A 25,691-nucleotide genomic window follows, 5' to 3' on the forward strand; every position below is an offset into this window, starting at 1 on the left:
GATTCCTAGTTGCCTAAAAGAAAAGCAGTTGATCCTAATTAAGACACGACGGCATGGCCACTACCTCGCCATCACGACTCCTTCCAAGTAAACTACCTACATTTTTCAGGAAGGGAAACCGACGATGAGCCAGCCGCCACTAGTCATCAACCTCGCAAGTAGCGCGACAGGAAAGTTTGACGAAAGTAGTGACATACTGCAGCGGGACGCACTCAAGCGGCTCGATGCTCTTATCGTCGAGCAAGTAAACAGTATTTCTGACAACAGCGAAAACAGTTACGCAGAGATCAAAGAAACCTCTCTGAACTACACACGTATCCACAATGCCATGCTCATACAGGGTGGACGTGGCAGCGGCAAAACTACGTTTCTTCTTAACGCATTACACCGACTCAGTTTGCCGAAAAAACTCAATCGACCGGAAGAGAATGAGATCGGGGAAATAGCCCATAAGCTTCACGTATTGCCGATGATTGACCCGACGCTCATCGAAACCAAAGAAAACATCATCATCGTCATTTTGTCGATGATCGAAGCAGCTATTTCACATGTGGCCGACGACAGTGGCAAGATGGAAAAAGCACGGCAAGCTCTGGCTGAAGGCCTAGGTCTATTGGATGGAATCGGACCAAATACGGCGTACGGTAACGAGTGGGAAGATGCAAGTTGGGTCATGAGCCGCGGCTTACACAAAGCCAAAAAGGGTCGATCGTTCGAGCTCAAGTTTGGCGTTTATCTGGAAACTGCATTGAGCATGCTCAATCAGAAAAAAGCATTCGTCCTTGCCTTTGATGACGTTGACACCAATTTCAACCATGGTCACACGATCCTTGAGACCATCCGCAAATACCTCACCTCCCCCCGCCTTGTTCTGCTGCTTTCCGGTGATCTGGATCTGTATGGCCGACTGTTACGACGCAATATTTACCGCACGTTCGGCGGTCAAGTCCTGAAGTACGACCCTGACATTATCGGAGATGACAAACACAATCTCGGCCATGCTGTGCTCGAACTGGAAGAACAGTACCTTCTGAAAATCGTCCCCCCACAGAACCGAATTCCGATGTTGCCTCTGGGTGGCATCATGCAGAGATCTGGAGTAACTGTTAAGACAAGCCTGAGTGAGGAGAGCGGGCAGGATCTACCTTTGTGGGCAACCGAGCGGATACGGGAGTTGCTCCTCGAAAGAGATGGTCAGTCGCAGTCGTTCTTCGACTTCGTATCCATGGAGCACTTGCGCCTAGTAATAGGTTATCTGCAGGCACTCAATCAGGACGATCAAAAATCCAGCCGCCAGATGATTGTTAAGGTATTCGAAACTCGACTAAGAGCCAGCCAAGTCCCCACCGATCTCATCGAAAGAGGCAATTTCGATTACGCGTTGAGATCGGCTTTCGAGTGGCTCTCAAATCAGGATGACGCACCCGATCTACTACAGTTCGGCGTCCCGATTGATCCAGTCAGAGCAGTCGTGCTGCATTGTCTTGCATTGGCACTTGCCCAGGGTCTTGAAACCCTCAACGGGGGAGCACTAAGGGCCCTGTTTGCCCTCGCGCTGCCCATGACGATGATGCGTCGTTCGGAAAACGTCGATAAAGATATTCGGACTTCCATCTTTCGCTTTTTGTGGACGCAATCCACTCCGTCACTTTCAGAAATAGCAGCGCGCATCGGCAACATAGACAGATCTCGACGGCAAGAAATTGGAAAACTTCCCGCAAGCTCGTTTGGTTCAGTTGGCCTAACACAAAGATCTGCGTGGAACGACAATTTGCAGCGAATTTATGGCCTCGCAAGTGAGGAAGGCGAAAAGCTGACAGTGATAGAATTGAGGGGCGAAATTGCAGAAAAAAAACGCGACGTGCCAACACTGCAATGGCTCAACAGCTTTTCGTTTACGGACGCCGTGAAACTGCAAGTTCGACAGGGCGTAGGTTGGTTTTCGATCGATGACCTACAAGATAATCGTACTGAAAAATTCAGTGAGATTTTGAGTCTCATCGTCTACAAGCGCTTCAGTGAGCGCGGGGAAGTATTTCGTTCACTCTCAGCACTTTCACTATTCGCCGTTATAGGCGACCTGCTGATGTCTAATGATATCAGCGACCTGACCTCATATGCCGTTTCCGCCACCATTCCCCCATTCAAGCGTGAAAAGACACAAAACTACCTGAACCTGTCAGTCGAGGCAGACGACGAGCAGAGCGAGGAAGAGTCAACGGAAGACGAACAATCAACGTATGCCCAAGATGATAGTCAGTTCGGCACTTTTGTAAAAAACCTCAAGGAATGGCACATTTTTGCCCGCAGCGCTCACTTAGACGCTGATATTTCTCCGTCAATGTTGGGGCGCATTGCTTCACGCATCCATGATGATCTTATGGACTTGGATGACAAGGTGACATCGTCTTGGAAAAGCGGGCAGATTCTGCATCGGCAGATCACCAACATCTTGCACGGCATCCTCGTGATTACGTCGGGTCTACCCGGGCGTAAGGAAAGCCCAAAAATTTCCGACAAACCGCTCCGCGAAGCACTTGGGCGTACAGGTAGCAGTAAAACGGATGCATCACTCCACACTCTGTCAGCCATCCTTCTTTCTTGCCCGCTGGTCTGGATCTTCCTCAACCCTAACGATGATGAGAACAAAAATGGAGTATCCCCTAGCTTGTTAAAAGACGCCGTACTTGAAGCACTGAAGAGCTGGAGCAAAAAACAGATTACAGAAAACTTCGACATTGCTCCGAACTTCAAAAAATGGCTGACCCCACCCAAAATCCGAATCAAGATCGGCGCCGTCATTCAGTCTGACAACCAACGATCCGTTTTAATGGATGGCTTCTACGATGTCCTCAACGTCGTGCCACGCAATGTCACGAAATAAATCCGAGCTCTTTTCGCCCCTCGCCAATGAGCTGTTCGAAGCCCGAGAGCTGGTGGACTATGCCAAGTGCGTGCTAGGCAATCTCGACTTGCTGCGCACCTTCGAACTCTTGGCGAAGTCTGCGTCCGCCAAGATTGGTGCGCTCGGACCTTTCACTCCGGAGCAACAGTCAGCCCTGAACGACGCCCACAGCACGGGACGTTTTTTGGAAATGCGCCGACTGCATCCTGCGCTGACTGATGAGGCGGTCGAGAACCGGATCGCTCGGATTGTGAAGCGGATCAATGGCCGCACCGTTGCGTCCGATCAGCATCCGGGCAGCCTGCGCCTGGGGCGGGTGCAAAAGCCGCAGAAAGTCACAGACGATGATCTAAATGGCAGTCTGCCGGAGTTGTTGGCCTGTCTCGGCGAAATATTCTTGTGCGAAGGCAACGACCGTTCGATTCGGGTCCGGGCAAGATTGCTTGAGCCTTGGCAGGATCTGGTGCTGGTAGTTCCGCCACTGCTAATAACGTCGGCTTGGATGGCTCAGCGCCTGGATTTATCCGGCGCCACGCTTTCAGCTGATGAGTTGCAGCGTGCTATCGCCCGAATCCATGCATGGCAGTGCGATTCCACTCTCCCGGTGGATGATGATCCGTTTCTCGATCACCTGTGCCGGACCGAAGGGCTGGACGAAACCCATCTGCACCTCAACGGCACCACCGAGGCCGAAAAGGTCTGGTTCGATGCGTTGGAACGACCGGAACAGGTGGTAGGTGGCCTTACGGCAAAGACTCTCAAACAAGACATCGGCATCAGGATTCCAATCGGTAACGGTGTGAAACGCCTGTTGCAACAGGAGGATCCGGATCTTTCTCCGGAGCGTCTGATGCTGCGGGTCACAAGCGCCGCCGCACTGAAGGCACACCTATTGAACCACGCTGCCGGGAAAGTTGGACCGACGTTTGGCGAGCCGCCGGTCGCGGCCTATCGACGCGCCCAGGAACACTGTTTGCGGCGTCTGTCTTCTCAAACACCGAAAGTAGTCAAGGAAGCCTGGCAACTTGTGGCGCTGTTCAAAGGCTTCGATGAGAACCGCATGGATCAATCCTGCGGCCTGCTCCTCTGGCACTACGCACTGCTGCGCGCGCAGTTCTGTCGGCTATTGATCCAGCAAGTGGATCAGAAAGGCTTCGACCAGTTTCAGAGCATCACTCTTAACGAATTGCGTGAGGCAACAGAAAAGGACTACGCCGAACGGTTCCGTCAGATAGAGCGCGGACATCAAAAAGGTGTTGATTTTCTGGAGGGCCGTTTCACCCCGAAAATGACGCCTGATGACACCGCGAAATTGCTCGGATTGATCTTGCGCGGCTATCTGGAGTTTCTCGGCGAAGGTGTGGCGCGACCGACCGGGTTGATGCGCGAAGCACGCGAGTATCGCTCTCTGTCGGATCTGTTAAGCCGTGTCCGGCGGCTGGAAACCGGGGATGACCAATGGCCTGGAAACTTGCGAGAGCAACTCGGCCATAGCTATATCCCGTATTCCTCGCGGCGCTTGCGATTGGGACTGGTGCCGCACTTCGTCAAGCAGACCGATAAGAAGGAGCGCGAAAGCTTTTTTACCGGAGAGAAATTGCGCGCGATTTGCCGGGATGCGAAAGTGCGCCGCGAATCCGATCAGCGTGCGCGAGCACTCGTGGCGCTTATCCAGCGCACACACGGGCTGGAAACTCTGATTCGCGGCATCGATGCCGCCAGCAATGAACGCCACGCTGGCCCCGAAGTTTTCGCCCCGGTGTTCCGACGCATGCGCCAAGCAGGGGTTCGCCGCTTTACCTATCATGCTGGCGAAGACTTCGGACACATTGTCTCCGGGATACGGGCGATCCACGAGGCAGTGATCTTTCTCGACTTCGATGCGGGTTGCAGGATCGGTCACGGCACCGCATCGGGACTGGATCCGAAAACGTGGTGGCAAGCAGTCAGTGGGTATGTGGTGATACCAGCCGAAGAGCGGCTGGACGATTTGGTATTCGCCAGAGAAATGCTTTTGTCGACGCGTACCCACATTGACAGCCTGCTGTTGATTGAAGCGGAGATCGAGCGGCTGTCGATGAAGATCTGGAACGATCCCCACATCACTCCAGATCTTCTCGCTGAGTCTTGGAAACTGCGCTCCCTTGATCCTCTGGCACAGAACGTGAGCGTGGACGATGTGGATCCCAATCGCCGGTTCGAAGCCCGCTGCTTTGCCAACGCCCGTCAACGGAACGCCAACGCGCTCACGCACTTCCTGCGCCGACACGGCATCGGCGCGAGCATTGAAGAGCTGAAGGCCGCACGCGACGATGAGGTCGTTTCACGGGAGAACGATGTGTTGCGCCCCAAAGTCATCCGCACCATTCAGAACGCGGTGCTGCGCTTGCTGCGCGAACGCTCGATTGCTATTGAAACGCTACCTAGCAGCAACCTGCGAATCAGCATTCACCAGTCCTACAACGATCACCACTCCCGAAACTGGCTGGGACTTGGCAAGCATCCTGTAGACGGCCCTGTCAGTGTGGTCATCGGATCGGATGATCCAGGAATTTTCGCGACTGGATTGCGGCTGGAGTACGCCCATCTTTCGCGAATGCTGCACTCCCATGTTATGTCGCCGTCAAGCGCCAACGAATTACTTCGCAGGATGTGCTTGGATGCCAAACAATATCGCTTCTGAGAAAAAGCGCTGCACCAGTTGAGTCTGAGAGACAGTTCCTAACCGGCACCTGAAAAAATTCAAGACATACTTCATGAGTTCACTTTGTAGATGACGTGTAATTTTGTTTACTTCTCGTCTCGCAATATCAGATGACGCCCACAGACCTTGTAGGCAAACTCTGAAACTCGTATCTGGGCGCTGTGCCGCTCTATTGCGCTGTTTTTTGACGGGATACTCTCCGGACGTCGCTGACCCATTCAGCGATCGGGTGTGGTAACCCGGAGAAACCAGCGCAATGGTACGTCCATCAAGTTATGGCGGCTGTGCGTGGGACGCTTTCGGGCGTGCCGGTTTCCTTGGTTCCCGGTTTACCACCCTGCGTACAGTTGCCTCCCTTTCGCGTGGTAACGAAAGTCGCGGCACTTCGAACCAAGGAGTAACACGATGACCGAAACTGATCTGCACGGACTAGCAAACGCTAAAACCATCGGCTTCACCCCTTTCCTCTACAACTCGGATCAAGCGTTCTTCAACGTCCGAGCCGGCATCCCGATCATTGATGCCTTGTCCCAATCCTCCGACCTGCTATCCCTCGCCAAATCCTTCGCAGAAGACGCCGCCTTCATCAAAGACACCGACCGTCATGCCTGGGCTGCGCATTACCTGACGGTGATGGGCAAGGCTTTGCTTGATGATGTGATACAGACACTGATGCCACGACCTGCGCGGACGAAGACCGAGTCTGAAACCGATCTGCCTGAACGCACCACTTAACCCTGTGGGAGCTAGTCTGCTAGCGATTGCGGTGGATCTGGTAAAGATGTGCTGTCTGACACTCAGCCATCGCTAGCAGGCTAGCTCCCACAGGGGATTTGCAGTGGATTGGAAGCTTATGTGCAGGCACAAAAAAGCCCCCGCCAACCACAAGGCTGACGGGGGCTTTTCAGTTGAGGCGAGGCTTACATCTCCACCTGCGTACCCAACTCAATCACCCGGTTCAACGGCAAATTAAAGAACCTCAAGTTCCCATTGGCATTCTTCAACATGAACGCAAACAGCGCTTCACGCCAACGCGCCATCCCCTCAAGTTTCGAGGCAATCACCGTTTCACGGCTGAGGAAGTACGTCGTGCGCATCGGGCTGAAGTCCAGATCATCCAGATGACACAGCTTCAGCGCCTGCGGCACGTCCGGCTCGTCGGTGAAACCGAAGTGCAGGATCACCCGGAAGAAGCCCTCCCCGTGCGCTTCCACTTCGAAACGCCGCGATGGCGGTACGCGCGGGATGTCTTCGTAGACCACCGTCAGCAACACCACTTGCTCATGCAACACCTGGTTATGCAGCAGGTTGTGCAACAGCGCATGCGGCACGGCGTCGGAGCGCGCAGTGAGGAACACGGCGGTGCCCTGCACGCGATGCGGTGGCTGCACGCGGATGCTGCTGATAAAGATCGGCAGCGGTAGCGCGCCTTCGTCAAGGCGATCGACGAGCAACTGCTTACCGCGTTTCCAGGTGGTCATCAGCACAAACAGCGCAATACCGGCAATCACCGGGAATGCGCCGCCCTGAACGATCTTCGGCACGTTGGCGGCGAAGTACAGGCCGTCCACCAGCAGGAAGCCGATCAGCACCGGCACCGCGAGGATCGGTGGCCATTTCCACAGCAGCAGCATCACTGCCGACACCAGAATGGTGGTCATCAGCATGGTGCCGGTCACCGCCACGCCGTAGGCCGAGGCCAGTGCGCCGGAGGACTCGAAACCGAGCACCAACAGGACCACGCCGACCATCAGCGCCCAGTTCACCGCGCCAATATAAATCTGGCCCTGCTCGTCGCTGGAGGTGTGCTGGATGTACATGCGCGGGATGTAACCGAGCTGAATCGCCTGACGGGTCAGGGAGAACGCGCCGGAAATCACCGCTTGTGAAGCGATCACCGTGGCCAGCGTCGACAGACCGACCAGTGGAATCAGCGCCCAGCTCGGTGCCAGCAGATAGAACGGGTTACGCGCTGCTTCCGGGTTTTCCAGCAGCAAGGCGCCCTGACCGAAGTAGTTGAGCACCAGCGCCGGCAACACCAGGATGAACCACGCCCGGGCAATCGGCTTGCGACCAAAGTGGCCCATGTCGGCGTACAGCGCTTCGGCACCGGTCAGCGCCAGCACCACGGCGCCGAGGATCGCCACGCCCATGCCCGGATGAACGACGAAGAAATTCACCGCCCAGATCGGGTTCATCGCATGCAGCACTTCTGGCGCGTGACTGATGCCATACACACCGAGGGCGCCGAGGACGAGGAACCAGGTGACCATGATCGGCCCGAACAGAATGCCAATCCGCGCCGTACCGTGTTTCTGAATCAGAAACAGCGCCACCAGCACCACCAGCGACAACGGCACCACCCAATGGTCGATACCATCGAATGCCAGCCCCAGACCTTCAATCGCCGACAGTACGGAAATCGCCGGGGTGATCATGCTGTCGCCATAAAACAGCGCCGCGCCGATCAGCCCGCACACCACCAGCAACGAACGCAGTTTCTTGCGATGCCCCGCCGCCCGCCGCGCCAGCGCGGTGAGCGCCATGATGCCGCCCTCGCCCTGGTTGTCGGCGCGCAGCACGAACATCATGTATTTGATCGACACGACCCAGATCAGCGACCAGAAGATCAACGACAGAATGCCCAGCACGCCATCGTGATTGACCGATACGCCGTAAGCGCCGGAAAACACTTCTTTGAGGGTGTACAGCGGGCTCGTGCCGATGTCGCCGTAAACCACCCCGACCGCCGCGACCAGCATGCTCAGCGGTTTGGAGGCCGAACCCTCGGCGCCTGCCGCATGACTACTTGCCTGACCCATCCAACACTCCTACTTCTCAGAACCGGCTTCTTGAATGAAGCACTATGCTTTGTGGTGCAGCATGCGCTGTTTTACCTGTTGTTACAGACGTTTTGTTGACTGTAAAAAATTGGTAAAGCTCAACGGCGCGAAGCATAGCGCAGCACTCGTCGTATTTCCCTGCATAAAGCTGGTCAAGTGCGTTGCCCGCCGCTAGAATTGCGCACTTTTTGATCAGAGGCGCGCCCTAAGCGCCCGTCCGTCGGCTTTCGCACCAAGAAAGCGATGTCACAAAATACCGAGGTTAGACATGTCCACCACTCCTGCGCCGGCCAATCCAAAGGTTGGCTTTGTATCTCTGGGTTGCCCGAAAGCACTGGTCGACTCCGAGCGCATCCTGACCCAGCTGCGCATGGAAGGCTATGACGTGGTGTCTACCTATCAGGACGCCGACGTTGTAGTCGTCAACACCTGCGGTTTCATCGATTCGGCCAAGGCTGAGTCGCTGGAAGTGATCGGCGAAGCGATCAAGGAAAACGGCAAGGTGATCGTCACCGGTTGCATGGGCGTGGAAGAAGGCAATATCCGCAACGTACACCCGAGCGTGCTGGCCGTGACCGGTCCGCAGCAGTACGAGCAAGTGGTCAACGCCGTGCACGAAGTGGTGCCACCGCGTAAGGATCACAACCCGCTGATCGACCTGGTGCCGCCGCAAGGCATCAAGCTGACCCCGCGCCACTACGCCTACCTGAAGATTTCCGAAGGCTGCAACCACAGCTGCTCGTTCTGCATCATCCCGTCGATGCGCGGCAAACTGGTCAGCCGTCCGGTCGGTGATGTGCTCGACGAAGCTCAGCGTCTGGTCAAATCCGGCGTTAAAGAGTTGCTGGTGATTTCGCAAGACACCAGCGCTTACGGCGTCGACGTGAAATACCGCACCGGTTTCTGGAACGGCGCACCGGTGAAAACCCGCATGACCGAACTCTGCGAAGCGCTGAGCACCCTCGGCGTCTGGGTACGTCTGCACTACGTTTACCCATACCCGCACGTTGACGAGCTGATCCCGTTGATGGCCGCCGGCAAGATCCTGCCGTACCTGGACATCCCGTTCCAGCACGCCAGCCCGAAAGTGTTGAAGTCGATGAAACGCCCGGCGTTCGAAGACAAGACCCTGGCGCGGATCAAGAACTGGCGCGAAATCTGCCCGGATCTGATCATCCGTTCGACCTTCATCGTCGGCTTCCCCGGCGAAACCGAAGAAGACTTCCAGTACCTGCTGAACTGGCTGACCGAAGCGCAACTCGACCGCGTTGGCTGCTTCCAGTACTCGCCGGTGGATGGCGCGCCGGCGAATGATCTGGATCTGGAGATTGTTCCGGACGAGGTTAAGCAGGATCGCTGGGATCGCTTCATGGCGCACCAGCAAGCGATCAGCTCGGCGCGCCTGCAAATGCGCATCGGCCGTGAAATCGAAGTATTGGTGGACGAAGTCGACGAGCAAGGCGCGGTTGGCCGCTGCTTCTTCGATGCCCCGGAAATCGATGGCAACGTGTTTATTGATAACGGCAGCAATTTGAAGCCGGGTGACAAGGTCTGGTGCAAGGTGACTGACGCTGACGAATATGATCTGTGGGCGGAGCAGATCTGATCTGAAGATCAAAAGCCCCTCACCCCAGCCCTCTCCCAGAGGGAGAGGGAGCTGACCGTGTTGTTCTTTCGAGGTACATCGACCTGAGCTATCCGGTCGAACTCAGGTTTGAAAAGCACGAAGTTCAGCTCCCTTCCCCCTCGCCCCCTTGGGGGAGAGGGTTGGGGTGAGGGGGAGAGATCTTGCTGGCGACAGAAATATCCAGCCAGACACCGCAACAATTACAAAAAGCCCCACTCTTTTTACAAGATGCGGGGCTTTTTTACGGCTATCGTTTAGCGGGGGACGGACTCCCTTGAAACGGACAAGAGGCAGACGGGCATGCGTCACCATTCGGTCATCCACACACCGAAACTCAGCGATTATCAGGAACTGACCCGGGTCTGGGAGGCCTCGGTTCGCGCAACCCATGATTTTCTGCCGGACAGCTATATCGAGCTGCTGCGCAATCTGGTGCTCAACCGCTATCTCGATGCGGTGATGCTGATCTGCACCAAGGACGCCAACCAGCGCATCACCGGGTTTGCCGGAGTCGCGGCGGGCAAGATCGAAATGCTGTTCATCGATCCCGATCATCGTGGCCAGGGCTTGGGCAAGAAACTGCTCAACTATGCCATGCAGCATCTGAATGCCGATGAGCTGGACGTCAACGAACAAAACCCGCAAGCGCTGGGGTTCTACTTCAAGCAGGGTTTCGAGGTGATCGGCCGCTCGGAGGTGGATGGCATGGGCCAGCCGTATCCGTTGCTGCATATGCGCTTGCGCCAGAACCAGCAGCGCTCCAGTAACGGCTGACACAACCCAACCCAATGTAGGAGTGAGCCTGCTCGCGATAGCGCCAGATCAGCCACCATCAATGTCGAATGTCAGATGGCTATCGCGAGCAGGCTCACTCCTACAAAAAGCATTACCGAAATGGAACCGGGCTTAACCGGCGCCACACAGGTACAATGCCCACCCCTTTTTTGTTACGGCCCTGTCATGACTGACCCGATTCGCCTCTCCAAACGCCTCATCGAACTGGTCGGTTGCTCCCGCCGGGAGGCCGAGCTGTTCATTGAGGGCGGCTGGGTCACCGTGGACGGCGAAGTGATTGACGAGCCGCAATTCAAGGTCGGCGACCAGAAGGTCGAGCTCGACAAGGACGCCAAGGCCACCGCGCCGGAACCGGTGACCATCCTGCTCAACGCGCCGGCCGGCATGGACGTCGAAACTGCCATGCAGTCGCTGAGCGCCGAAACCCTCAGCGAAGAGCACCGCTTCAGCAAGCGCCCTCTACGCGGGCACTTCCTGCGCCTGACCGCCAGCGCCGACCTGCAAGCCAAGGCTAGCGGCCTGCTGGTGTTCACTCAGGACTGGAAAATCCTCCGCAAGCTCACCGCCGACGCCGCCAAGATCGAGCAGGAATACATCGTAGAAGTCGAAGGTGACATGGTCGCCCACGGCCTCAACCGTTTGCAGCACGGCTTGACGCACAAGGGCAAGGAGCTGCCGCCGGTCAAGGCCAGCTGGCAGAACGAAAACCGTCTGCGCTTCGCCATGAAGAACCCGCAGCCGGGGATCATCGCCCAGTTCTGCGAAGCGGTCGGCCTGAAGGTCATCGGCATCCGCCGCATCCGCATCGGCGGCGTCTCGATCGGCAAGGTCCCGGTCGGCCAATGGCGCTACCTGTCCGGCAAAGAGAAGTTCTAAGGCTTCCACTGCCGCCACACATTCCGGCAGCGCGCCCGCGTGCTGCCCACAACGCTTATCAGGATTACTCACATGATTCATAACGACGTATTGCGCAGCGTGCGCTACATGCTCGACATCAGCGACAAAAAGGTTGTCGAGATCATCAAGCTCGGCGGCATGGAAGTAGCGCTCGCCGACGTAGTGACCTGGCTCGACAAGAAAGAAGAAGACGAAGAAGGTTTCGTACGCTGCCCGGACGAAGTCATCGCGCACTTCCTCGACGGTCTGGTGATCTTCAAACGTGGCAAGGACGAAAGCCGTCCGCCGCAGCCGATCGAAGTGCCGGTGACCAACAACATCATCCTGAAAAAGCTGCGCGTCGCTTTCGAACTGAAAGAAGACGATATGCACGCAATCCTCAAGGCGGCCGAGTTCCCGGTGTCCAAGCCTGAGCTGAGCGCGCTGTTCCGCAAGGTCGGCCACACCAACTACCGCCCGTGTGGCGACCAGTTGCTGCGCAACTTCCTCAAGGGGCTCACGCTGCGCGTGAGAGCTTAAAAGCAGCCTCAAGCTACAAGCTACAAGCTACAAGTTGCCACACCGCGTTAACTTGTAGCTTGCAGCTTGCCACTCGAAGCTGGCCGCATGGCCCACCATTCCTTTCGAAAATAGTGGCTTCGCTTTCTGCGGCTGACGACTAGGGTGTACTGATCCCTAGCACTCAGGACTCGCCATGCACCCGTATTTCTCCCTGCAAGGCCGCACCGCTCTGGTGACCGGCGGCACCCGTGGTATCGGCAAAATGATCGCCAAGGCCTTTGTCGAGGCTGGCGCGCGCGTTTACGTCTGCTCGCGCGACGCCGAGGCCTGCCATCAAACGGCTGAAGAGCTCAGCGCCTTGGGCAAGTGCCACGGCGTGGCGGCGAATCTGGCGACGGAAGAAGGCGTGCAGGAACTGGCCGCGCGCCTGGGCGAGCAGATCACGCATCTGGATATTCTGGTGAACAACGCCGGCACCACCTGGGGCGCGCCGCTGGAGAGTTACCCGGTCAAAGGCTGGGAGAAGGTCATGCAGCTCAACGTAACGTCGGTGTTCACCTGCATCCAGCAGTTTCTGCCGTTGTTGCGCAAGGCCGGCTCGGCGGCGAATCCGGCGCGGATTATCAATATCGGTTCGGTGGCGGGGATTTCTTCCTTCGGCGAGCAGGCGTATGCCTATGGGCCGAGTAAAGCGGCCCTGCATCAGTTATCGCGGATTCTCGCGCGGGAGTTGGTGAGCCAGCACATCAACGTCAACGTGATCGCGCCGGGGCGGTTTCCGAGCAAGATGACGCAGCATATTGGTAATGATGAGAAGGCGTTGGCTGAGGATACGGCGCTGATCCCGATGAAGCGCTGGGGACGCGAGGAGGAGATGGCGGCGTTGGCGATCAGTCTTGCCAGCACCGCCGGGGCTTATATGACCGGGAATATTATTCCGCTGGATGGTGGGTTTAGCCTCTGACATCGGCGGTGAAGCTATCGCGAGCAGGCTCACTCCTACAGGGATTTTCAGCGAACACAGATTTTGTGTACACCCATGACCCTGTAGGAGTGAGCCTGCTCGCGATGGCGTCAGCCCAGTCTCCACCAGCCATAGGGTCTGCCGGGTTATCATGCCCACCCGCCCCCGCTTCGAATGCAAACCATGACTTACAGCGTCTCCCCCATCGGCTTCGTGCGCTCCTGCTTCAAGGAAAAATTCGCCATCCCGCGCCAGCCACAACTGGCCCCCGCCGCCCGTGGTGTGCTGGAACTGGTGGCGCCGTTTGATCAGGGCGACGCGGTGCAGGGTCTGGAACAGGTCAGCCATGTCTGGCTGCTGTTCCTGTTCCATCAGGCACTGGAAGACAAACCGCGCCTGAAGGTGCGTCCACCACGGCTGGGTGGCAACACGTCCATGGGCGTGTTCGCCACCCGCGCCACTCACCGGCCAAACGGCATCGGCCAATCCGTGGTGAAACTGGACAAAGTCGAAGCCAACCGGTTGTTTATCTCCGGGATCGACTTGCTCGACGGCACACCGGTTCTCGACATCAAACCCTACGTGCCTTACGCGGACATCATTCCCGAAGCCTCCAACAGCATCGCCAGCGCTGCGCCGCAGCTGATTGACGTGCAGTGGACGGACTCGGCGCTGCAACAAGCGCACACACACGCTCAGCGCCTTGATGAGCCGCTGGTTGAGCTGATTGAACAGTGTCTGGCCCAGGATCCGCGTCCGGCGTATCAAACTCCGGCGCCGGAACGCGAGTACGGCGCGCAATTCTGGGATCTGGACGTGCGCTGGCATTATCCGACGCCTGAGCAGATTCGCGTGCTGGAAGTCATTCCAGCCATGATCTGAAACCGCGCCCAATGTAGGAGCTGCCGCAGGCTGCGATCTTTTGATTTTGCTCTTCAAAAGCAAGATCAAAAGATCGCAGCCTTCGGCAGCTCCTACAGGTGAATGTCGCGGGCATAAAAAAGCCCCCATTGCCAATTCAGGCAATGGGGGCTTCTTCAGTGGGGCTTACTTCTCGACGAACGCACGCTCGATCAGGTAATCACCCGGCTCGCGCATCCGCGCCGAGATCTTCAGACCGAAGCTATCAAGCACTTCGCTGGTCTCGTCGAGCATGCTCGGGCTGCCGCAGATCATCGCGCGGTCGTCCTGCGGGTTGATCGGTGGCAGGCCGATATCGCTGAACAGCTTGCCGCTGCGCATCAGATCGGTCAGGCGGCCCTGATTCTCGAAAGGCTCGCGAGTCACGGTCGGGTAGTAGATCAGCTTGTCACGCAGCGCTTCGCCGAAGAACTCGTTCTGCGGCAGGTGCTCGGTGATGAATTCGCGGTAGGCGACTTCGTTGACGTAGCGCACGCCGTGCACCAGGATCACTTTTTCAAAGCGCTCGTAGGTTTCCGGGTCCTGGATCACGCTCATGAACGGCGCCAAGCCAGTACCGGTGCTCAGCAGGTACAAATGCTTGCCCGGGTTCAAGTCATCGAGAACCAGAGTACCGGTAGGCTTCTTCGAGATGATGATCTCGTCGCCTTCCTTCAAGTGCTGCAGTTGCGAGGTCAGCGGGCCGTCCTGCACCTTGATGCTGAAGAACTCCAGATGCTCTTCCCAGTTCGGGCTGGCGATCGAGTAAGCGCGCATAAGCGGGCGGCCGTTGGGCTGTTGCAGGCCGATCATCACGAACTGACCGTTCTCGAAGCGCAGGCCCGGATCGCGGGTGCACTTGAAGCTGAACAGAGTGTCGTTCCAGTGATGAACACTGAGGACACGCTCGTGGTTCATGTTGCTCATGTACGTTTGACTCCTGGAGATTGGGTCTGCGCTGGCTTTTGAAGGCGACGGTGCGCAATTGCATCGCATTCTAATAGCGACGACAATATCTGTTAACTGGATTATTAAGATAAGGGTTATCGGTTATATCGATATGCGATTTACTCTCCGTCAACTGCAAGTCTTCGTCGCCGTCGCCCAGCAGGAAAGCGTATCCCGTGCTGCGGGTCTGCTCAACCTCTCGCAGTCGGCCGCCAGCACCTCGATCACCGAACTCGAGCGCCAGTCCAGCTGCCAGCTGTTCGATCGCGCCGGCAAACGGCTGAGCCTCAACGCCCTCGGCAAACAGCTGTTGCCGCAGGCGGTGGCGCTGCTTGATCAGGCCAAGGAAATCGAAGACCTGCTCAACGGCAAATCCGGTTTCGGCTCACTGTCGGTGGGCGCGACGCTGACCATCGGCAATTACCTGGCGACCTTGCTTATCGGCAGTTTCATGCAGCGCCACCCGGAAAGTCAGGTGAAGCTGCACGTGCAGAACACTGCCAATATCGTGCAGCAAGTCGCCCACTACGAAATTGATCTGGGTCTAATCGAAGGTGATTGCAGCCACCCGGACATCGAAGTGCAGAGCTGGGTCGAGGATGAGCTGGTGGTGTTCTGCGCGCCGCAGCATCCGTTGGCCCGACGCGGCAGTGCAAGCATGGAAGAGCTGACTCACGAAGCGTGGATTCTGCGCGAACAGGGTTCCGGCACGCGGCTGACCTTCGATCAGGCCATGCGGCACCATCGCAGCTCGCTGAATATCCGTCTGGAGCTTGAGCACACCGAAGCGATCAAACGCGCGGTGGAATCGGGGCTGGGGATTGGCTGCATCTCACGGCTGGCGCTGCGTGATGCGTTCCGACGCGGCAGTCTGGTGCCGGTGGAGACGCCGGATCTGGACCTGGCGCGGCAGTTCTACTTCATCTGGCACAAGCAGAAATACCAGACTTCGGCCATGCGCGAGTTTCTCGAGCTGTGCCGCGCTTTCACCGCCGGGGTGCAGCGCAGCGACGAGATCGTTTTGCCGACAATCGCTTAAAGCAGAATCACTGCCCACACCAGCGCGATCATGCTCAGAGCCACGAATTGCGCGGCGCTGCCCATGTCCTTGGCGTTCTTCGACAGCGGGTGCAGTTCCAGCGAGATGCGGTCGATGGCCGCTTCCACCGCCGAATTCAGCAACTCGACGATCAGCGCCAACAGGCACACGGCAATCAGCAAGGCCTGTTCCACACGGCTGACATTCAGGAAGAACGTCAGCGGAACCAGCACCACATTGAGCAGTACCAATTGGCGGAACGCCGCTTCGCCCGTGAAGGCTGCGCGCAGGCCGTCCAGCGAGTAACCGGAGGCATTGAGGATGCGTTTCAGGCCGGTCTGGCCCTTGAAAGGTGACATAAAGTAGAAACCAACCAAAAAGGAGTGGGAAAGCTAGATCAACAAAAGTCAAAAAAGCGTGAAGACGCCAGCCATTATTGGCTCGGAATTGACTCAAGTTGTTGCAGCAGTAAAGCCGCTTGCGTGCGGGTGCGCACATTCAGCTTGCGAAAGATCGCCGTGACGTGGGCCTTGATGGTCGCTTCCGACACACTCAACTCATAGGCAATCTGCTTGTTCAGCAAACCTTCGCAGACCATGGTCAACACACGGAACTGCTGCGGGGTCAGGCTGGCCAGACCATCGCTGGCGGCTTTGGCTTCGTCGGAAACGCTCACCGCTTCGAACGCCTGCGGTGGCCAGAACACGTCGCCATCGAGCACTTTGCGCACCGCTTCCTGAATCACGCTGAGGTCGCTGGACTTGGGAATAAAGCCACTGGCGCCAAACTCACGGGATTTGACCATCACCGACGCTTCTTCCTGGGCCGAAACCATCACCACCGGAATCTGCGGGTACTGGCCGCGTAGCATGACCAACCCGGAAAACCCGAAAGCGCCGGGCATGTTCAGGTCCAGCAGGACCAGGTCCCAGTCGGCTTTTTCGGTCAGGCGCGCTTCCAGTTCGGCGATGCTCGCCACTTCCACCAGCCGCACATCCGGGCCAAGGCCCAGCGTCACCGCCTGATGCAGGGCGCTTCGAAACAGAGGGTGATCATCGGCAATCAGGATGTCGTATGTGGCCATTTTTCAAATGATCCTGTTTTTGATGGCAGACGCGGCGCATTCCGGTCTGGCCAAAGCAACTCAAGATGCCGCTTTCAAGCGATATCCACAGGGGCACGTTCAACGCCAATCAACAGCAAACACGGCGTTTCAAACCTTGGCCGCCCCCTAAACGGCGCCAAGCATGCCCAGCGAAGAGGGGGTGGTCAAGCAGCGCGGCCGCTGGCTTGTACAGTATGGGCCACTATTGCGCCAACTCTGGCTGCGGCTTTCGTATATAGGGCAGCAACTCAGCGTGGGCCGGCGTCGATTCATTCATGTCCAACTGTTGTTTGGCGCCGAGGTAATGCTGGCTGAACACGTCGAAATAGGCGTCCAGCGCAGAAGCCGCGTCGCTGTCACCGGCCAGTTCCAGGCACAACGCCGCGACTTCGGCGGTGCACAGGTGCTCGCTGCGGGTCGAGCGGCGCAAGCGGTAGCGCGAAAGTTTGTCGGGCAGCAGGCTCAAGATCGGCAAGCGATCGAAATACGGGCTCTTGCGGAAAATCTTCCGCGCTTCGGTCCAGGTCGCATCGAGCAGAATGAACAGCGGGCGCTTGCTGCTATCGATCGCGACAGAGTTTGTTACACGCGACGGTTCGACGTATTCGCCGGGAAACACCAGATACGGCTGCCACTGCGGATCGTTGAGCAGCGCCAGCATCTGTGGATCGGGCTCAGTGCGCGACCAGATGAACGCGTGGTTATCGCGCACCACGTCGGCAATCAGCCAACCGGTGTTGCTCGGTTTGAACACTTCCTTGCCGGTCATGATCAAGCACACGCCCGAACGCGTTTCGACACTCGGCCGCCAGGCGCACAGGCAATGGCTGATGATCACCCGACAGTCGCGGCAACGCTCGGAGCGAAAGCCACGGGCCTGAATCGGCTTGATGCCTTCATCTTCACGCTGGTCACGCAGACGAGCGACGGCGTTGGAGGCATGGTTCATCGCGGATAACGCCGAAAAGCAGGAAAACTCGACACGAACAACACTCGGCAGGGCAATAAAGGCCGGCAGTTTACCAGAGCGACGGGCACAAGCCTGTACCCTCCCGACCGGCTCCCCTATAATTCGCCGCCACTGAACGCACAGTCACGTGGCTGGTCGAACCACCAGTCACTGAACCAGGAGAGTTTCATGCTGCGCCTTATCGTTCCCACCGCTGCCATTCTGCTGGCGTCGTCCTTCACCGCTCAGGCTGCCTCCCTGAGTGAGCAGAATCTGAACCGCGAGCTGCGCAACGTCGCCGCCCAGAGCAGCGTCGGCACGCCCCGCGCCATTAGCGAAGACATTCTTGATCAGGGCTTTACCGTTGAAGGCACGCAGTTGATCAACCACCTGAGCGTGCAGAAGAGCCACGCCGACAAAATGCGCGCTGACCCTAAAGCCGTGTATTTCCAGCTGGGCGCCTCGGTGTGCAACAACCCGTCGTTTCGCAAGCTGATGGCCAAGGGCGCGATCATGCGTTACGACTTCACGGAAGTGAAAACCAACAAAGCAATCGGCTCCGCCAGCTACCAGGAATCGGATTGCCCGAAAGCCGGTCCGGCGAAGAAGAAGTAATCATCGCGAATTGGCGCGCCGCTGTTCATCCTCGGCGCGCAATTCGGCCAGCAAGGCCTGTAAATAGTGCGAACGGCGCTCGCCGCCGGCCAAGCGCCGGCAGCACTCTTCTTCGAGACTGAGGTGATTGGTCTCGGCTGATGCCTTCAACATTCGATACAGCTGCGTATCGATCTCCAGAATCACTCTGGCCATGTGTCCCGCCTCCTTGCCACCCGCAAATCCTTGAATCGCGTGCACCGTGACGCAAAGCTGTCGTACGACGCCTGTAAGTTAGTTAATCAGAGGGATCGCCGCTCGGCGCAGGTTCGGACGAGCGGTGAAGGAACCGGCGAACAATCAATAAACGGTTGCCAGGCAAAACGTTGCGGCGCAATGATCAAGTCAGCGCGATTGCGCGCAAGGGTCTAGATTCAGAGTATTCCCGATCATTTTTCAACGGCAGGAAAGGAACTGCCGATCGTGTGTTTTTTGCAGCGCGGCACTGACGCCGCTCGTCAGGGCCACCCGCTCTGTGCAGAAGGAGACGTTGAATGCCTTACCAACCGAATGACCTCTTGAGTCGTCATTTTCAGGAAAGCGGCCCCGACCTCATCAGTAAGGTCGAAGAACAACTCAACCGTGTTTCCCCCAACAGCCCGAATATCCCCATCTACCGCGACATGATCCTGACCGTGCTGCGCATGGCTCAGGAAGACCACAACCGCTGGAACGCCAAGATCACCCTGCAGGCCCTGCGCGAACTGGAGCAGGCGTTCCGGGTGCTGGAACAATTCAAGGGCCGACGCAAAGTTACTGTGTTCGGCTCGGCGCGCACACCCGTCGAACATCCGCTGTATGCGATGGCCCGTGAACTCGGCGCGGCGTTGACCCGCTCGGGGATGATGGTCATCACTGGCGCCGGGGGCGGCATCATGGCTGCCGCACATGAAGGTGCCGGCCGCGATCACAGCCTCGGTTTCAACATTACCCTGCCCTTCGAGCAGCATGCCAACCCCACTGTCGATGGCACCGGTAATCTGCTGCCATTCCACTTCTTCTTCACGCGTAAGCTGTTCTTCGTCAAAGAGGCAGACGCGCTGGTCTTGTGCCCGGGCGGTTTCGGCACGCTGGATGAAGCTCTGGAAGTACTGACGTTGATCCAGACCGGTAAAAGTCCATTGGTGCCGGTGGTGCTGCTGGATGCACCCGGCGGAACGTTCTGGCAAGGCGCGATGGACTTCATCCGCCAGCAATTGGAGAGCAATCGCTACATCCTGCCGACTGACATGAAGCTGATGCGTCTGGTTTACACCGTTGAGGAAGCGGTGGAACAGATCAACCAGTTCTACAGCAACTTCCACTCCAGCCGTTGGCTCAAGCGTCAATTCGTGATTCGTATGCATCACAAGCTCAGCGATCAAGCGCTGGAACATATGCAGGAGGCCTTTGCCGATCTGTGCCTGAGCGACCAGTTTCATCAACACGCCTACAGCGGTGAGGAGCAGGATGAAGCGCAGTACAGCCATCTGGTGCGACTGGCCTTTGCCTTCAATGCCCGCACTCATGGGCGTCTGAGGGAGTTGATCGACTACATCAACCTGCCGGAAAACTGGGCTCATTCAAAACCGCAAACAGCGCAACGTTCGCGCGAACCCTCCAAGGTAATTTGAGGGCAAAAAAAAACGGCCCGCTATTTTCATAGCGGGCCGTTTTTATTGAAGCAGCTTAATCGTCCATCCCTCGACCGCTGAACAAGCGGTTGATCATCTCCATCGAGAACCCCCGATACGCCAGAAATCGGCCTTGTTTGGCCCGTTCCTTCGCATCAATCGGTAAATGCCCGGAGAACTTGCGACGCCAAGTTTCCTGAAGTTGCTCCTGCCAGCTGATACCGCTTTCGCGCAGGGCGAGTTCGATATCGGCACGTTGCAAGCCACGCTGACTCAGTTCCTCACGAATCCGCAGAGGGCCATAGCCGGAGCGGGCGCGGTAGGAAACAAAGCTTTCAAGGTAACGGGCTTCGGAAAGCAGCCCTTCTTCCGTCAAACGGTCGAGGGCTGTTTCGATCATATCCGCCTCAGCGCCGCGTTGACGCAGTTTGCGCGTCAGCTCGACTCGACCGTGCTCGCGGCGTGCGAGCAGGTCCATGGCGGTTCGCCGCACAGCGACGAGGGTATCGAGTACGGCGGTGGTCATCGCTGCAATCAGATATCAGCGTCGGCCAGGTCGTCTTCAGTCTCTTTGACTGCAGAGGCCTTGGAGTCGATCACTGCCGGCGTCAGCAGCTTGTCACGCAGTTGTTTCTCGAGCTTCGCGGCGATTTCCGGGTTGTCCGCCAGGAACTTGGCCGAGTTGGCCTTGCCCTGACCGATCTTGGTGCCTTCGTAGGCATACCAGGCGCCGGATTTTTCAACGAAACCGTGCAGCACGCCCAAGTCGATCATCTCACCATTGAGGTAGATGCCTTTGCCGTAAAGAATCTGGAACTCGGCCTGACGGAACGGCGAAGCCACCTTGTTCTTCACAACCTTGACGCGGGTTTCGCTGCCGACCACTTCGTCGCCTTCCTTCACCGCGCCGGTACGGCGGATGTCGAGACGAACCGAAGCATAGAACTTCAGCGCGTTACCACCGGTGGTGGTTTCCGGGCTACCGAACATCACGCCGATCTTCATACGGATCTGGTTGATGAAGATTACCAGGCAGTTGGCGTTCTTGATGTTACCGGTGATTTTACGCAGCGCCTGGGACATCAGACGGGCTTGCAGGCCCACGTGCATGTCACCCATTTCGCCTTCGATTTCAGCCTTCGGTACCAGGGCAGCCACGGAGTCGACGATGATCACGTCAACCGCGTTGGAGCGCACCAGCATGTCGGTGATTTCCAGCGCCTGTTCGCCGGTGTCCGGCTGGGACACCAGCAGGTCGTCGACGTTGACGCCCAGTTTGCCGGCGTACTCAGGATCGAGGGCGTGTTCGGCGTCGACGAATGCGCAGGTCGCGCCGGCTTTTTGAGCCTGGGCGATCACGGACAAGGTCAGTGTGGTTTTACCGGAGGATTCAGGACCGTAGATTTCAACGATACGGCCTTTTGGCAGGCCGCCAATGCCGAGCGCGATGTCCAGACCCAGAGAGCCAGTCGAGATAGCCGGGATCGCCTGACGGTCCTGATCGCCCATACGCATCACGGCACCCTTGCCGAATTGACGTTCGATCTGACCCAGGGCCGCAGCCAAGGCTTTCTTCTTGTTGTCGTCCATTAAAGTCCTCACGTAATCAATAAGGCCTGACGGCCAACACCTGTATAAGTAGCCAGTATTATTCCACAGCGTTCGCGGATCGCCTACCCCTGATTTTCGATTTCTCGTGCCGCTAGTCGCAGGAGCCCCTCTAGCGCGGCCTTCACCGTTTGTCGGCGGACTTCATCACGGTTGCCGGGGAAGTGCTGAACCTCGCTGGTCACTACCTCGCCAACACCCCACGCCAGCCACACCGTGCCGACCGGTTTGTTCGGCGAGCCGCCGTCCGGCCCCGCTACACCACTGACCGCCACGGCAAATCTCGCCAGACTTTTGTCCTGCGCGCCACGCACCATCGCCTCGACCACTTCGCGACTGACCGCGCCCACCGTCTCGAACAACTCGGCCGGCACATTCAGTTGCTGGGTTTTCTGCCGGTTGGAGTACGTGACGTAGCCCGCCTCGAACCACGCCGAACTGCCCGGGATCCTGGTGATAGCTTCGGCAATCCCGCCACCGGTACAGGACTCAGCGGTGGTGACGTGGGCATTGAGCAGTTGCAGACGTCGGCCAAGGTCGGCGGCCAGTTGAGTGATCTCTTTCACGGCGTGCTCCGGATCGTGTGGAATGCCTCCACCGTACACGAGCCGGTTGCGCTTTCAATACACAGACTCATTCAAAATGTTCGGGCACCAGCGCTCTGACATAGGCCTGACACGCCTGCAAGGCAATCAGTCCACGATCGCCGGTGTCGGTGATGGCGATAATTCGTTGAGCATGCGCCGGGTCAAGTCGGGCGCGTACGGTTGCATGATCCACGCTGCCGGTGCCGGCGGTGGCTGGCACGTTGCAGCCTGGGGCAAGGTCGCCGGCGTCGAGAAGGACTGACAGGCGCACATCAGCAGTGGCAAGACGATCGCGCAGGCGATCCTGATCACGTTGGGCATCGCTCAGCGCTCGATAGTGGGTTTGTTCACTGGCCGCGAGTCGTTGCTCCAGCGCCAGGCGTTTATCCTGCTCGGCCTGTTGCGCGGTGGCGGCGGTCTGCGTCAGTTGATTGAGGGTTTCGGCGTTTAACCGGGCCTGCTCGGCCAGTTGCCGACCGTAGCGCCACTCCTGAAACTGCCAGGCCGCTGCAAACGCACCAGCGGCCAGCAACAGGATGCCGATCACTCGCCAGGGGATTGGCATAGCACCGCCCTCGCCCGCGCCCAGATTTCCAGGCGATCCTGCAAACCGTTCAACCCGCCGTTGATTCGGCGGGTGATGGTGTTGAACTGATCGCGATCAGCCAGTTCGTTCAAGCCGTTCTGTTCCCAGAACCATGCTGCGGACTCGGCAGCCCATTGTGGCTGTTCGAGCAGTTCGGGCAGGGACAGCAAACGATCATCGCCGAACAATCCGAGGCTGCACTGACGATAGTTACTGCGGCCAGTGATCTGAATCAGCCCGCGACCGCGATATTTCTGTCCATCGCCATCGGCCTCGGGCGTGTTGCCCAGGCGCAGCGCCAGCGTGCCGGTGTCGTATTTGCTCAGGTATTGGTTGTTGCCCAGTTCGCGCACGTAACGCAATTGACCCGACTCGTGTCCGATTTGCGCGAGGAACGCCGCGACGCGTTTGGGCGAGTCGATATGGCGGCGAGCCATGGCACTGTTGAGCGCAGAAACAAAAACGCCCGCTTGGGAGCGGGCGTTGGGCATGATGTCGATAAGGTTGTTTTCAGTTATTTGCATAACGCTTGATCCTCCCTGGATATTGCCCCGATTGAATCATGGTTGACGGCCAAGGCCTGCCAGCCATTTATTTGCCAGACTTTTCAGGGTGCTCTGCTCTACGGCTTCTCCAAGTGTTCCCTCGGGGGACTGCACCTGACCGCCCGATAAAAGCCACTCCTGATATTCAAGCCAGTCACGATTGGTTGGATCAGGTGGGATGAACGCTGAATCCTCCGTGCGCAGTACACCGCAAGCGGTCAATTGATAGGTCATGAATTTTCTCCTAGATTTCCGCGTCCGCTGTCCATTCCAGTTGCAAGGTTTGCCCAGGGGCACTTCCTACAGGCGTGACAGTTGCAAATGAAATACTGCGATCCGTTACACCTTGCAATGTAGTGCCAGTGCATGCCTTGCTGATCGTTTGATTCCAGACTTGATTGCTGCTGTCAGCCGGGCAATACGCGGTCACGGTGGGCTGAACTCTTTTCTGCACCAGAAAACCGATGGTCATACCGTATTGCCCCATGTTGCCTGACGGTACTTGGGTGAATGTCGAAATACAGGTGTTGGTTCCGTTGTTTGCCCTGACCGGTATTCCGCTCGCAAAAGACTTTTCGTAATAGCGCTGACACAACATCAGTTCTTCGGCGAGTGGTCGAACTTCGAAAGGCGTGGAAACAGGTCCCTCCTCCAGCTGCAAAAGGGTCAGATCGACCGTCTGCAAAACATTCAAAGGCAGGTCGAAAGACAATGTCAGGCAATCGCTGGCCCCTTGCATTTTTCCGGAAATGGCAGGCACCTGAAACGTTGCTGTGTGTCGGCTCCACGTTGTACTCAGCTGAAAGACGTCAACAACCCTCACAACAGCGGCCGATCCCCCCACACCGAATTGTTGAGCGATGGCGACTTGCAATGGCCGCGCGGCATCGGATCGCGCCCAGAACGTCAATGTCGCAGTCCTACCGGCGAGTGTTCTGACCGATTCGATACTTTGTGAAATTCTGTGAGTCGTTGCCCCTGCGCCTGCCGCAGTTTGTTGCCAGCGCATGAAACAGGCAGGTTCGCCAGGAACCTCCCCTTGCCCGAGTGGAAACGTCTGACGCGTGATACTTACTCCGGCGTTGCCGTTCCAGTCGCAACGAAAACGGTCTGCCACGTAACCACCGATATTGGGGGCCTGATTGCTCGCCCCACGCTGCCAGATTCGGAAATCGCCATTAATGAGCAGATTCCTGCGATACACCTGCACAGGAAATTGTTGCATCGGGTCGGGTCTGGACAACTGCCGGATCGCTTGCGCCAATTGGTCGGTCTGCTGCTCATCCGGGCTCAACCCCGCTGCGATAATTGCGCTGAGTATTTCCTGAGTAACACTGTTGCCCCAGCTCGCCGGAATCAACGATCCCGGTGTTCCAGCGATGGCATCTTCATCGACAAACTTGCCGTCGACCAAGCCTGAGCCAGGAACGTTTTTTGGGTAATCCATGTATATCTATCCTTGATTGAGAGCGAACCGCTCAGCCATTGGCCCGCAGCAAATCTTCAAGCCAGTCAGGCTCGACCGGGCGCGAACTTGCCTCCGGGAAGTCTAGATGATTGGGCCAGTCGCGCAGCGCCTGCCGATAGGCCAGGAGTTCTTTGAACTCCTCGGAACGTAAAGTCGTACCCTCACCCACCTCCAGCTCTTCGGCATCACGAAACACCAACCACTGGGTGTTTTGCAGAACATGGTTGCGCCATGCGCGCTCGTGGCTGGCAAGCGTTGCAGGAGAAACGACGGGGTCAGTCAAAACGGGCTGACCACTGGCACTGGCGCTGATGACTTTGCCACTCGCCTGCCCGGAAAACAGCTCGGCGTATTGCGCTTGGGTGATTTCCACCGCCCCGTCAGGCACTTCGGGAAGTGCGCTGTCGACTCGATCAAAGCCAAGGCTTTGTGCATAGAAATAAATCGTCATGA

Annotated in this window: 27 protein-coding genes; 13 read left to right on the forward strand and 14 right to left on the reverse strand. The window is 57.5% G+C overall.

Going from position 1 to position 25,691, the window contains the following annotated elements; translation table 11 throughout:
• The first annotated feature begins 124 nt into the window (after positions 1-124).
• The 3 genes from ACW9IR_RS02585 to ACW9IR_RS02595 all read left to right on the forward strand — a co-directional run bounded on the left by ACW9IR_RS02585 (position 125) and on the right by ACW9IR_RS02595 (position 6,344).
• The gene (locus ACW9IR_RS02585; RefSeq protein ID WP_457461504.1) at positions 125-2,884 is read left to right on the forward strand and encodes a hypothetical protein; all 2,760 of its coding nucleotides are present in this window, start codon (positions 125-127) and stop codon (positions 2,882-2,884) included.
• Positions 2,871-5,588: an adenosine deaminase gene (locus ACW9IR_RS02590; RefSeq protein WP_457461506.1), complete on the forward strand. Its 2,718-nt coding sequence runs from the start codon at positions 2,871-2,873 to the stop codon at positions 5,586-5,588. Before ACW9IR_RS02585 ends, ACW9IR_RS02590 begins: the two co-directional genes overlap by 14 nt.
• A gap of 426 nt (positions 5,589-6,014) precedes the next feature.
• Positions 6,015-6,344 (forward strand): DUF3077 domain-containing protein, encoded by a 330-nt coding sequence (locus tag ACW9IR_RS02595; RefSeq protein WP_457461508.1) that lies wholly within the window; start codon positions 6,015-6,017, stop codon positions 6,342-6,344.
• Positions 6,345-6,529: 185 nt separating this feature from the next.
• Here the strand turns inward: ACW9IR_RS02595 and ACW9IR_RS02600 are convergent, their stop codons facing one another.
• A complete protein-coding gene (locus ACW9IR_RS02600) occupies positions 6,530-8,371 on the reverse strand; it encodes a potassium transporter Kup (protein WP_371857960.1) in 1,842 nt (613 codons plus the stop codon).
• A 349-nt stretch (positions 8,372-8,720) separates the two neighbouring features.
• On the opposite strand from ACW9IR_RS02600, the gene rimO reads away from it, so the two are divergent.
• The 6 genes from rimO to tsaA all read left to right on the forward strand — a co-directional run bounded on the left by rimO (position 8,721) and on the right by tsaA (position 14,118).
• On the forward strand, positions 8,721-10,058 hold the full coding sequence (gene rimO, locus ACW9IR_RS02605) for a 30S ribosomal protein S12 methylthiotransferase RimO (RefSeq protein WP_095112452.1): 1,338 nt from the start codon (positions 8,721-8,723) through the stop codon (positions 10,056-10,058).
• 321 nt (positions 10,059-10,379) lie between these two features.
• The gene (locus ACW9IR_RS02610) at positions 10,380-10,853 is read left to right on the forward strand and encodes a GNAT family N-acetyltransferase (RefSeq protein WP_102902662.1); all 474 of its coding nucleotides are present in this window, start codon (positions 10,380-10,382) and stop codon (positions 10,851-10,853) included.
• 186 nt (positions 10,854-11,039) lie between these two features.
• A complete protein-coding gene (locus tag ACW9IR_RS02615) occupies positions 11,040-11,750 on the forward strand; it encodes an rRNA pseudouridine synthase (RefSeq protein ID WP_077571376.1) in 711 nt (236 codons plus the stop codon).
• 72 nt (positions 11,751-11,822) lie between these two features.
• Positions 11,823-12,290 (forward strand): YehS family protein, encoded by a 468-nt coding sequence (locus ACW9IR_RS02620; RefSeq protein ID WP_034154940.1) that lies wholly within the window; start codon positions 11,823-11,825, stop codon positions 12,288-12,290.
• 175 nt (positions 12,291-12,465) lie between these two features.
• The gene (locus tag ACW9IR_RS02625; protein ID WP_095119234.1) at positions 12,466-13,236 is read left to right on the forward strand and encodes an SDR family oxidoreductase; all 771 of its coding nucleotides are present in this window, start codon (positions 12,466-12,468) and stop codon (positions 13,234-13,236) included.
• A gap of 183 nt (positions 13,237-13,419) precedes the next feature.
• Positions 13,420-14,118 (forward strand): tRNA (N6-threonylcarbamoyladenosine(37)-N6)-methyltransferase TrmO, encoded by a 699-nt coding sequence (tsaA, locus tag ACW9IR_RS02630; RefSeq protein ID WP_457461512.1) that lies wholly within the window; start codon positions 13,420-13,422, stop codon positions 14,116-14,118.
• 165 nt (positions 14,119-14,283) lie between these two features.
• Here tsaA and fpr read toward each other — a convergent pair whose 3' ends face one another.
• The gene (gene fpr / locus ACW9IR_RS02635) at positions 14,284-15,063 is read right to left on the reverse strand and encodes a ferredoxin-NADP reductase (protein ID WP_007908723.1); all 780 of its coding nucleotides are present in this window, start codon (positions 15,061-15,063) and stop codon (positions 14,284-14,286) included.
• A 133-nt stretch (positions 15,064-15,196) separates the two neighbouring features.
• Between fpr and ACW9IR_RS02640 the strand changes: the two genes are divergently transcribed.
• Positions 15,197-16,123 (forward strand): LysR family transcriptional regulator, encoded by a 927-nt coding sequence (locus ACW9IR_RS02640; RefSeq protein WP_102902660.1) that lies wholly within the window; start codon positions 15,197-15,199, stop codon positions 16,121-16,123.
• Here ACW9IR_RS02640 and ACW9IR_RS02645 read toward each other — a convergent pair.
• Positions 16,120-16,482, reverse strand: a complete 363-nt coding sequence (locus ACW9IR_RS02645) for a diacylglycerol kinase (protein ID WP_042557932.1) — start codon at positions 16,480-16,482, stop codon at positions 16,120-16,122. The genes ACW9IR_RS02640 and ACW9IR_RS02645 overlap by 4 nt on opposite strands.
• A 74-nt stretch (positions 16,483-16,556) precedes the next feature.
• Positions 16,557-17,207 carry a response regulator transcription factor ErdR gene (gene erdR, locus ACW9IR_RS02650; protein WP_095119237.1) on the reverse strand — a complete coding sequence of 217 codons (651 nt, stop codon included), beginning with the start codon at positions 17,205-17,207 and terminating at the stop codon, positions 16,557-16,559.
• Between erdR and ACW9IR_RS02655 the strand changes: the two genes are divergently transcribed.
• The gene (locus ACW9IR_RS02655) at positions 17,200-17,358 is read left to right on the forward strand and encodes a hypothetical protein (protein ID WP_176470048.1); all 159 of its coding nucleotides are present in this window, start codon (positions 17,200-17,202) and stop codon (positions 17,356-17,358) included. The genes erdR and ACW9IR_RS02655 overlap by 8 nt on opposite strands.
• 72 nt (positions 17,359-17,430) lie before the next feature.
• Here the strand turns inward: ACW9IR_RS02655 and ACW9IR_RS02660 are convergent, their stop codons facing one another.
• Positions 17,431-18,177 carry a tRNA-uridine aminocarboxypropyltransferase gene (locus ACW9IR_RS02660; protein WP_457461515.1) on the reverse strand — a complete coding sequence of 249 codons (747 nt, stop codon included), beginning with the start codon at positions 18,175-18,177 and terminating at the stop codon, positions 17,431-17,433.
• A gap of 189 nt (positions 18,178-18,366) precedes the next feature.
• Here ACW9IR_RS02660 and ACW9IR_RS02665 point away from each other — a divergent pair, with 189 nt between their 5' ends.
• On the forward strand, positions 18,367-18,792 hold the full coding sequence (locus tag ACW9IR_RS02665; protein ID WP_008077172.1) for a PA3611 family quorum-sensing-regulated virulence factor: 426 nt from the start codon (positions 18,367-18,369) through the stop codon (positions 18,790-18,792).
• Here ACW9IR_RS02665 and ACW9IR_RS02670 read toward each other — a convergent pair whose 3' ends face one another.
• A complete protein-coding gene (locus tag ACW9IR_RS02670; RefSeq protein ID WP_034154934.1) occupies positions 18,793-18,987 on the reverse strand; it encodes a hypothetical protein in 195 nt (64 codons plus the stop codon).
• A gap of 338 nt (positions 18,988-19,325) precedes the next feature.
• On the opposite strand from ACW9IR_RS02670, the gene ACW9IR_RS02675 reads away from it, so the two are divergent.
• Positions 19,326-20,444: an LOG family protein gene (locus tag ACW9IR_RS02675; protein ID WP_110720181.1), complete on the forward strand. Its 1,119-nt coding sequence runs from the start codon at positions 19,326-19,328 to the stop codon at positions 20,442-20,444.
• A 55-nt stretch (positions 20,445-20,499) separates the two neighbouring features.
• Here ACW9IR_RS02675 and recX read toward each other — a convergent pair whose 3' ends face one another.
• The 8 genes from recX to ACW9IR_RS02715 all read right to left on the reverse strand — a co-directional run bounded on the left by recX (position 20,500) and on the right by ACW9IR_RS02715 (position 25,689).
• Positions 20,500-20,970: a recombination regulator RecX gene (gene recX, locus ACW9IR_RS02680; protein WP_110720180.1), complete on the reverse strand. Its 471-nt coding sequence runs from the start codon at positions 20,968-20,970 to the stop codon at positions 20,500-20,502.
• 8 nt (positions 20,971-20,978) lie between these two features.
• A complete protein-coding gene (gene recA / locus ACW9IR_RS02685; RefSeq protein WP_007908746.1) occupies positions 20,979-22,034 on the reverse strand; it encodes a recombinase RecA in 1,056 nt (351 codons plus the stop codon).
• Between the two features lie 83 nt (positions 22,035-22,117).
• Positions 22,118-22,618, reverse strand: coding sequence for a CinA family protein (locus tag ACW9IR_RS02690; protein ID WP_102902656.1), 501 nt, complete (start codon positions 22,616-22,618; stop codon positions 22,118-22,120).
• A gap of 67 nt (positions 22,619-22,685) precedes the next feature.
• Complete coding sequence (locus tag ACW9IR_RS02695) at positions 22,686-23,204, reverse strand: lysis system i-spanin subunit Rz (RefSeq protein WP_457461519.1); 519 nt, start codon at positions 23,202-23,204, stop codon at positions 22,686-22,688.
• A complete protein-coding gene (locus ACW9IR_RS02700) occupies positions 23,183-23,749 on the reverse strand; it encodes a glycoside hydrolase family 19 protein (RefSeq protein ID WP_110720177.1) in 567 nt (188 codons plus the stop codon). Before ACW9IR_RS02700 ends, ACW9IR_RS02695 begins: the two co-directional genes overlap by 22 nt.
• Before the next feature lie 36 nt (positions 23,750-23,785).
• Positions 23,786-24,004, reverse strand: a complete 219-nt coding sequence (locus ACW9IR_RS02705; RefSeq protein ID WP_123452156.1) for a hypothetical protein — start codon at positions 24,002-24,004, stop codon at positions 23,786-23,788.
• Between the two features lie 10 nt (positions 24,005-24,014).
• The gene (locus tag ACW9IR_RS02710) at positions 24,015-25,217 is read right to left on the reverse strand and encodes a carbohydrate-binding protein CenC (RefSeq protein ID WP_457461522.1); all 1,203 of its coding nucleotides are present in this window, start codon (positions 25,215-25,217) and stop codon (positions 24,015-24,017) included.
• A gap of 31 nt (positions 25,218-25,248) precedes the next feature.
• Positions 25,249-25,689 carry a phage tail assembly chaperone gene (locus ACW9IR_RS02715; protein ID WP_457461524.1) on the reverse strand — a complete coding sequence of 147 codons (441 nt, stop codon included), beginning with the start codon at positions 25,687-25,689 and terminating at the stop codon, positions 25,249-25,251.
• Positions 25,690-25,691 lie beyond the last annotated feature (2 nt).

The organism is Pseudomonas sp. SDT291_1_S447 (assembly GCF_054070155.1).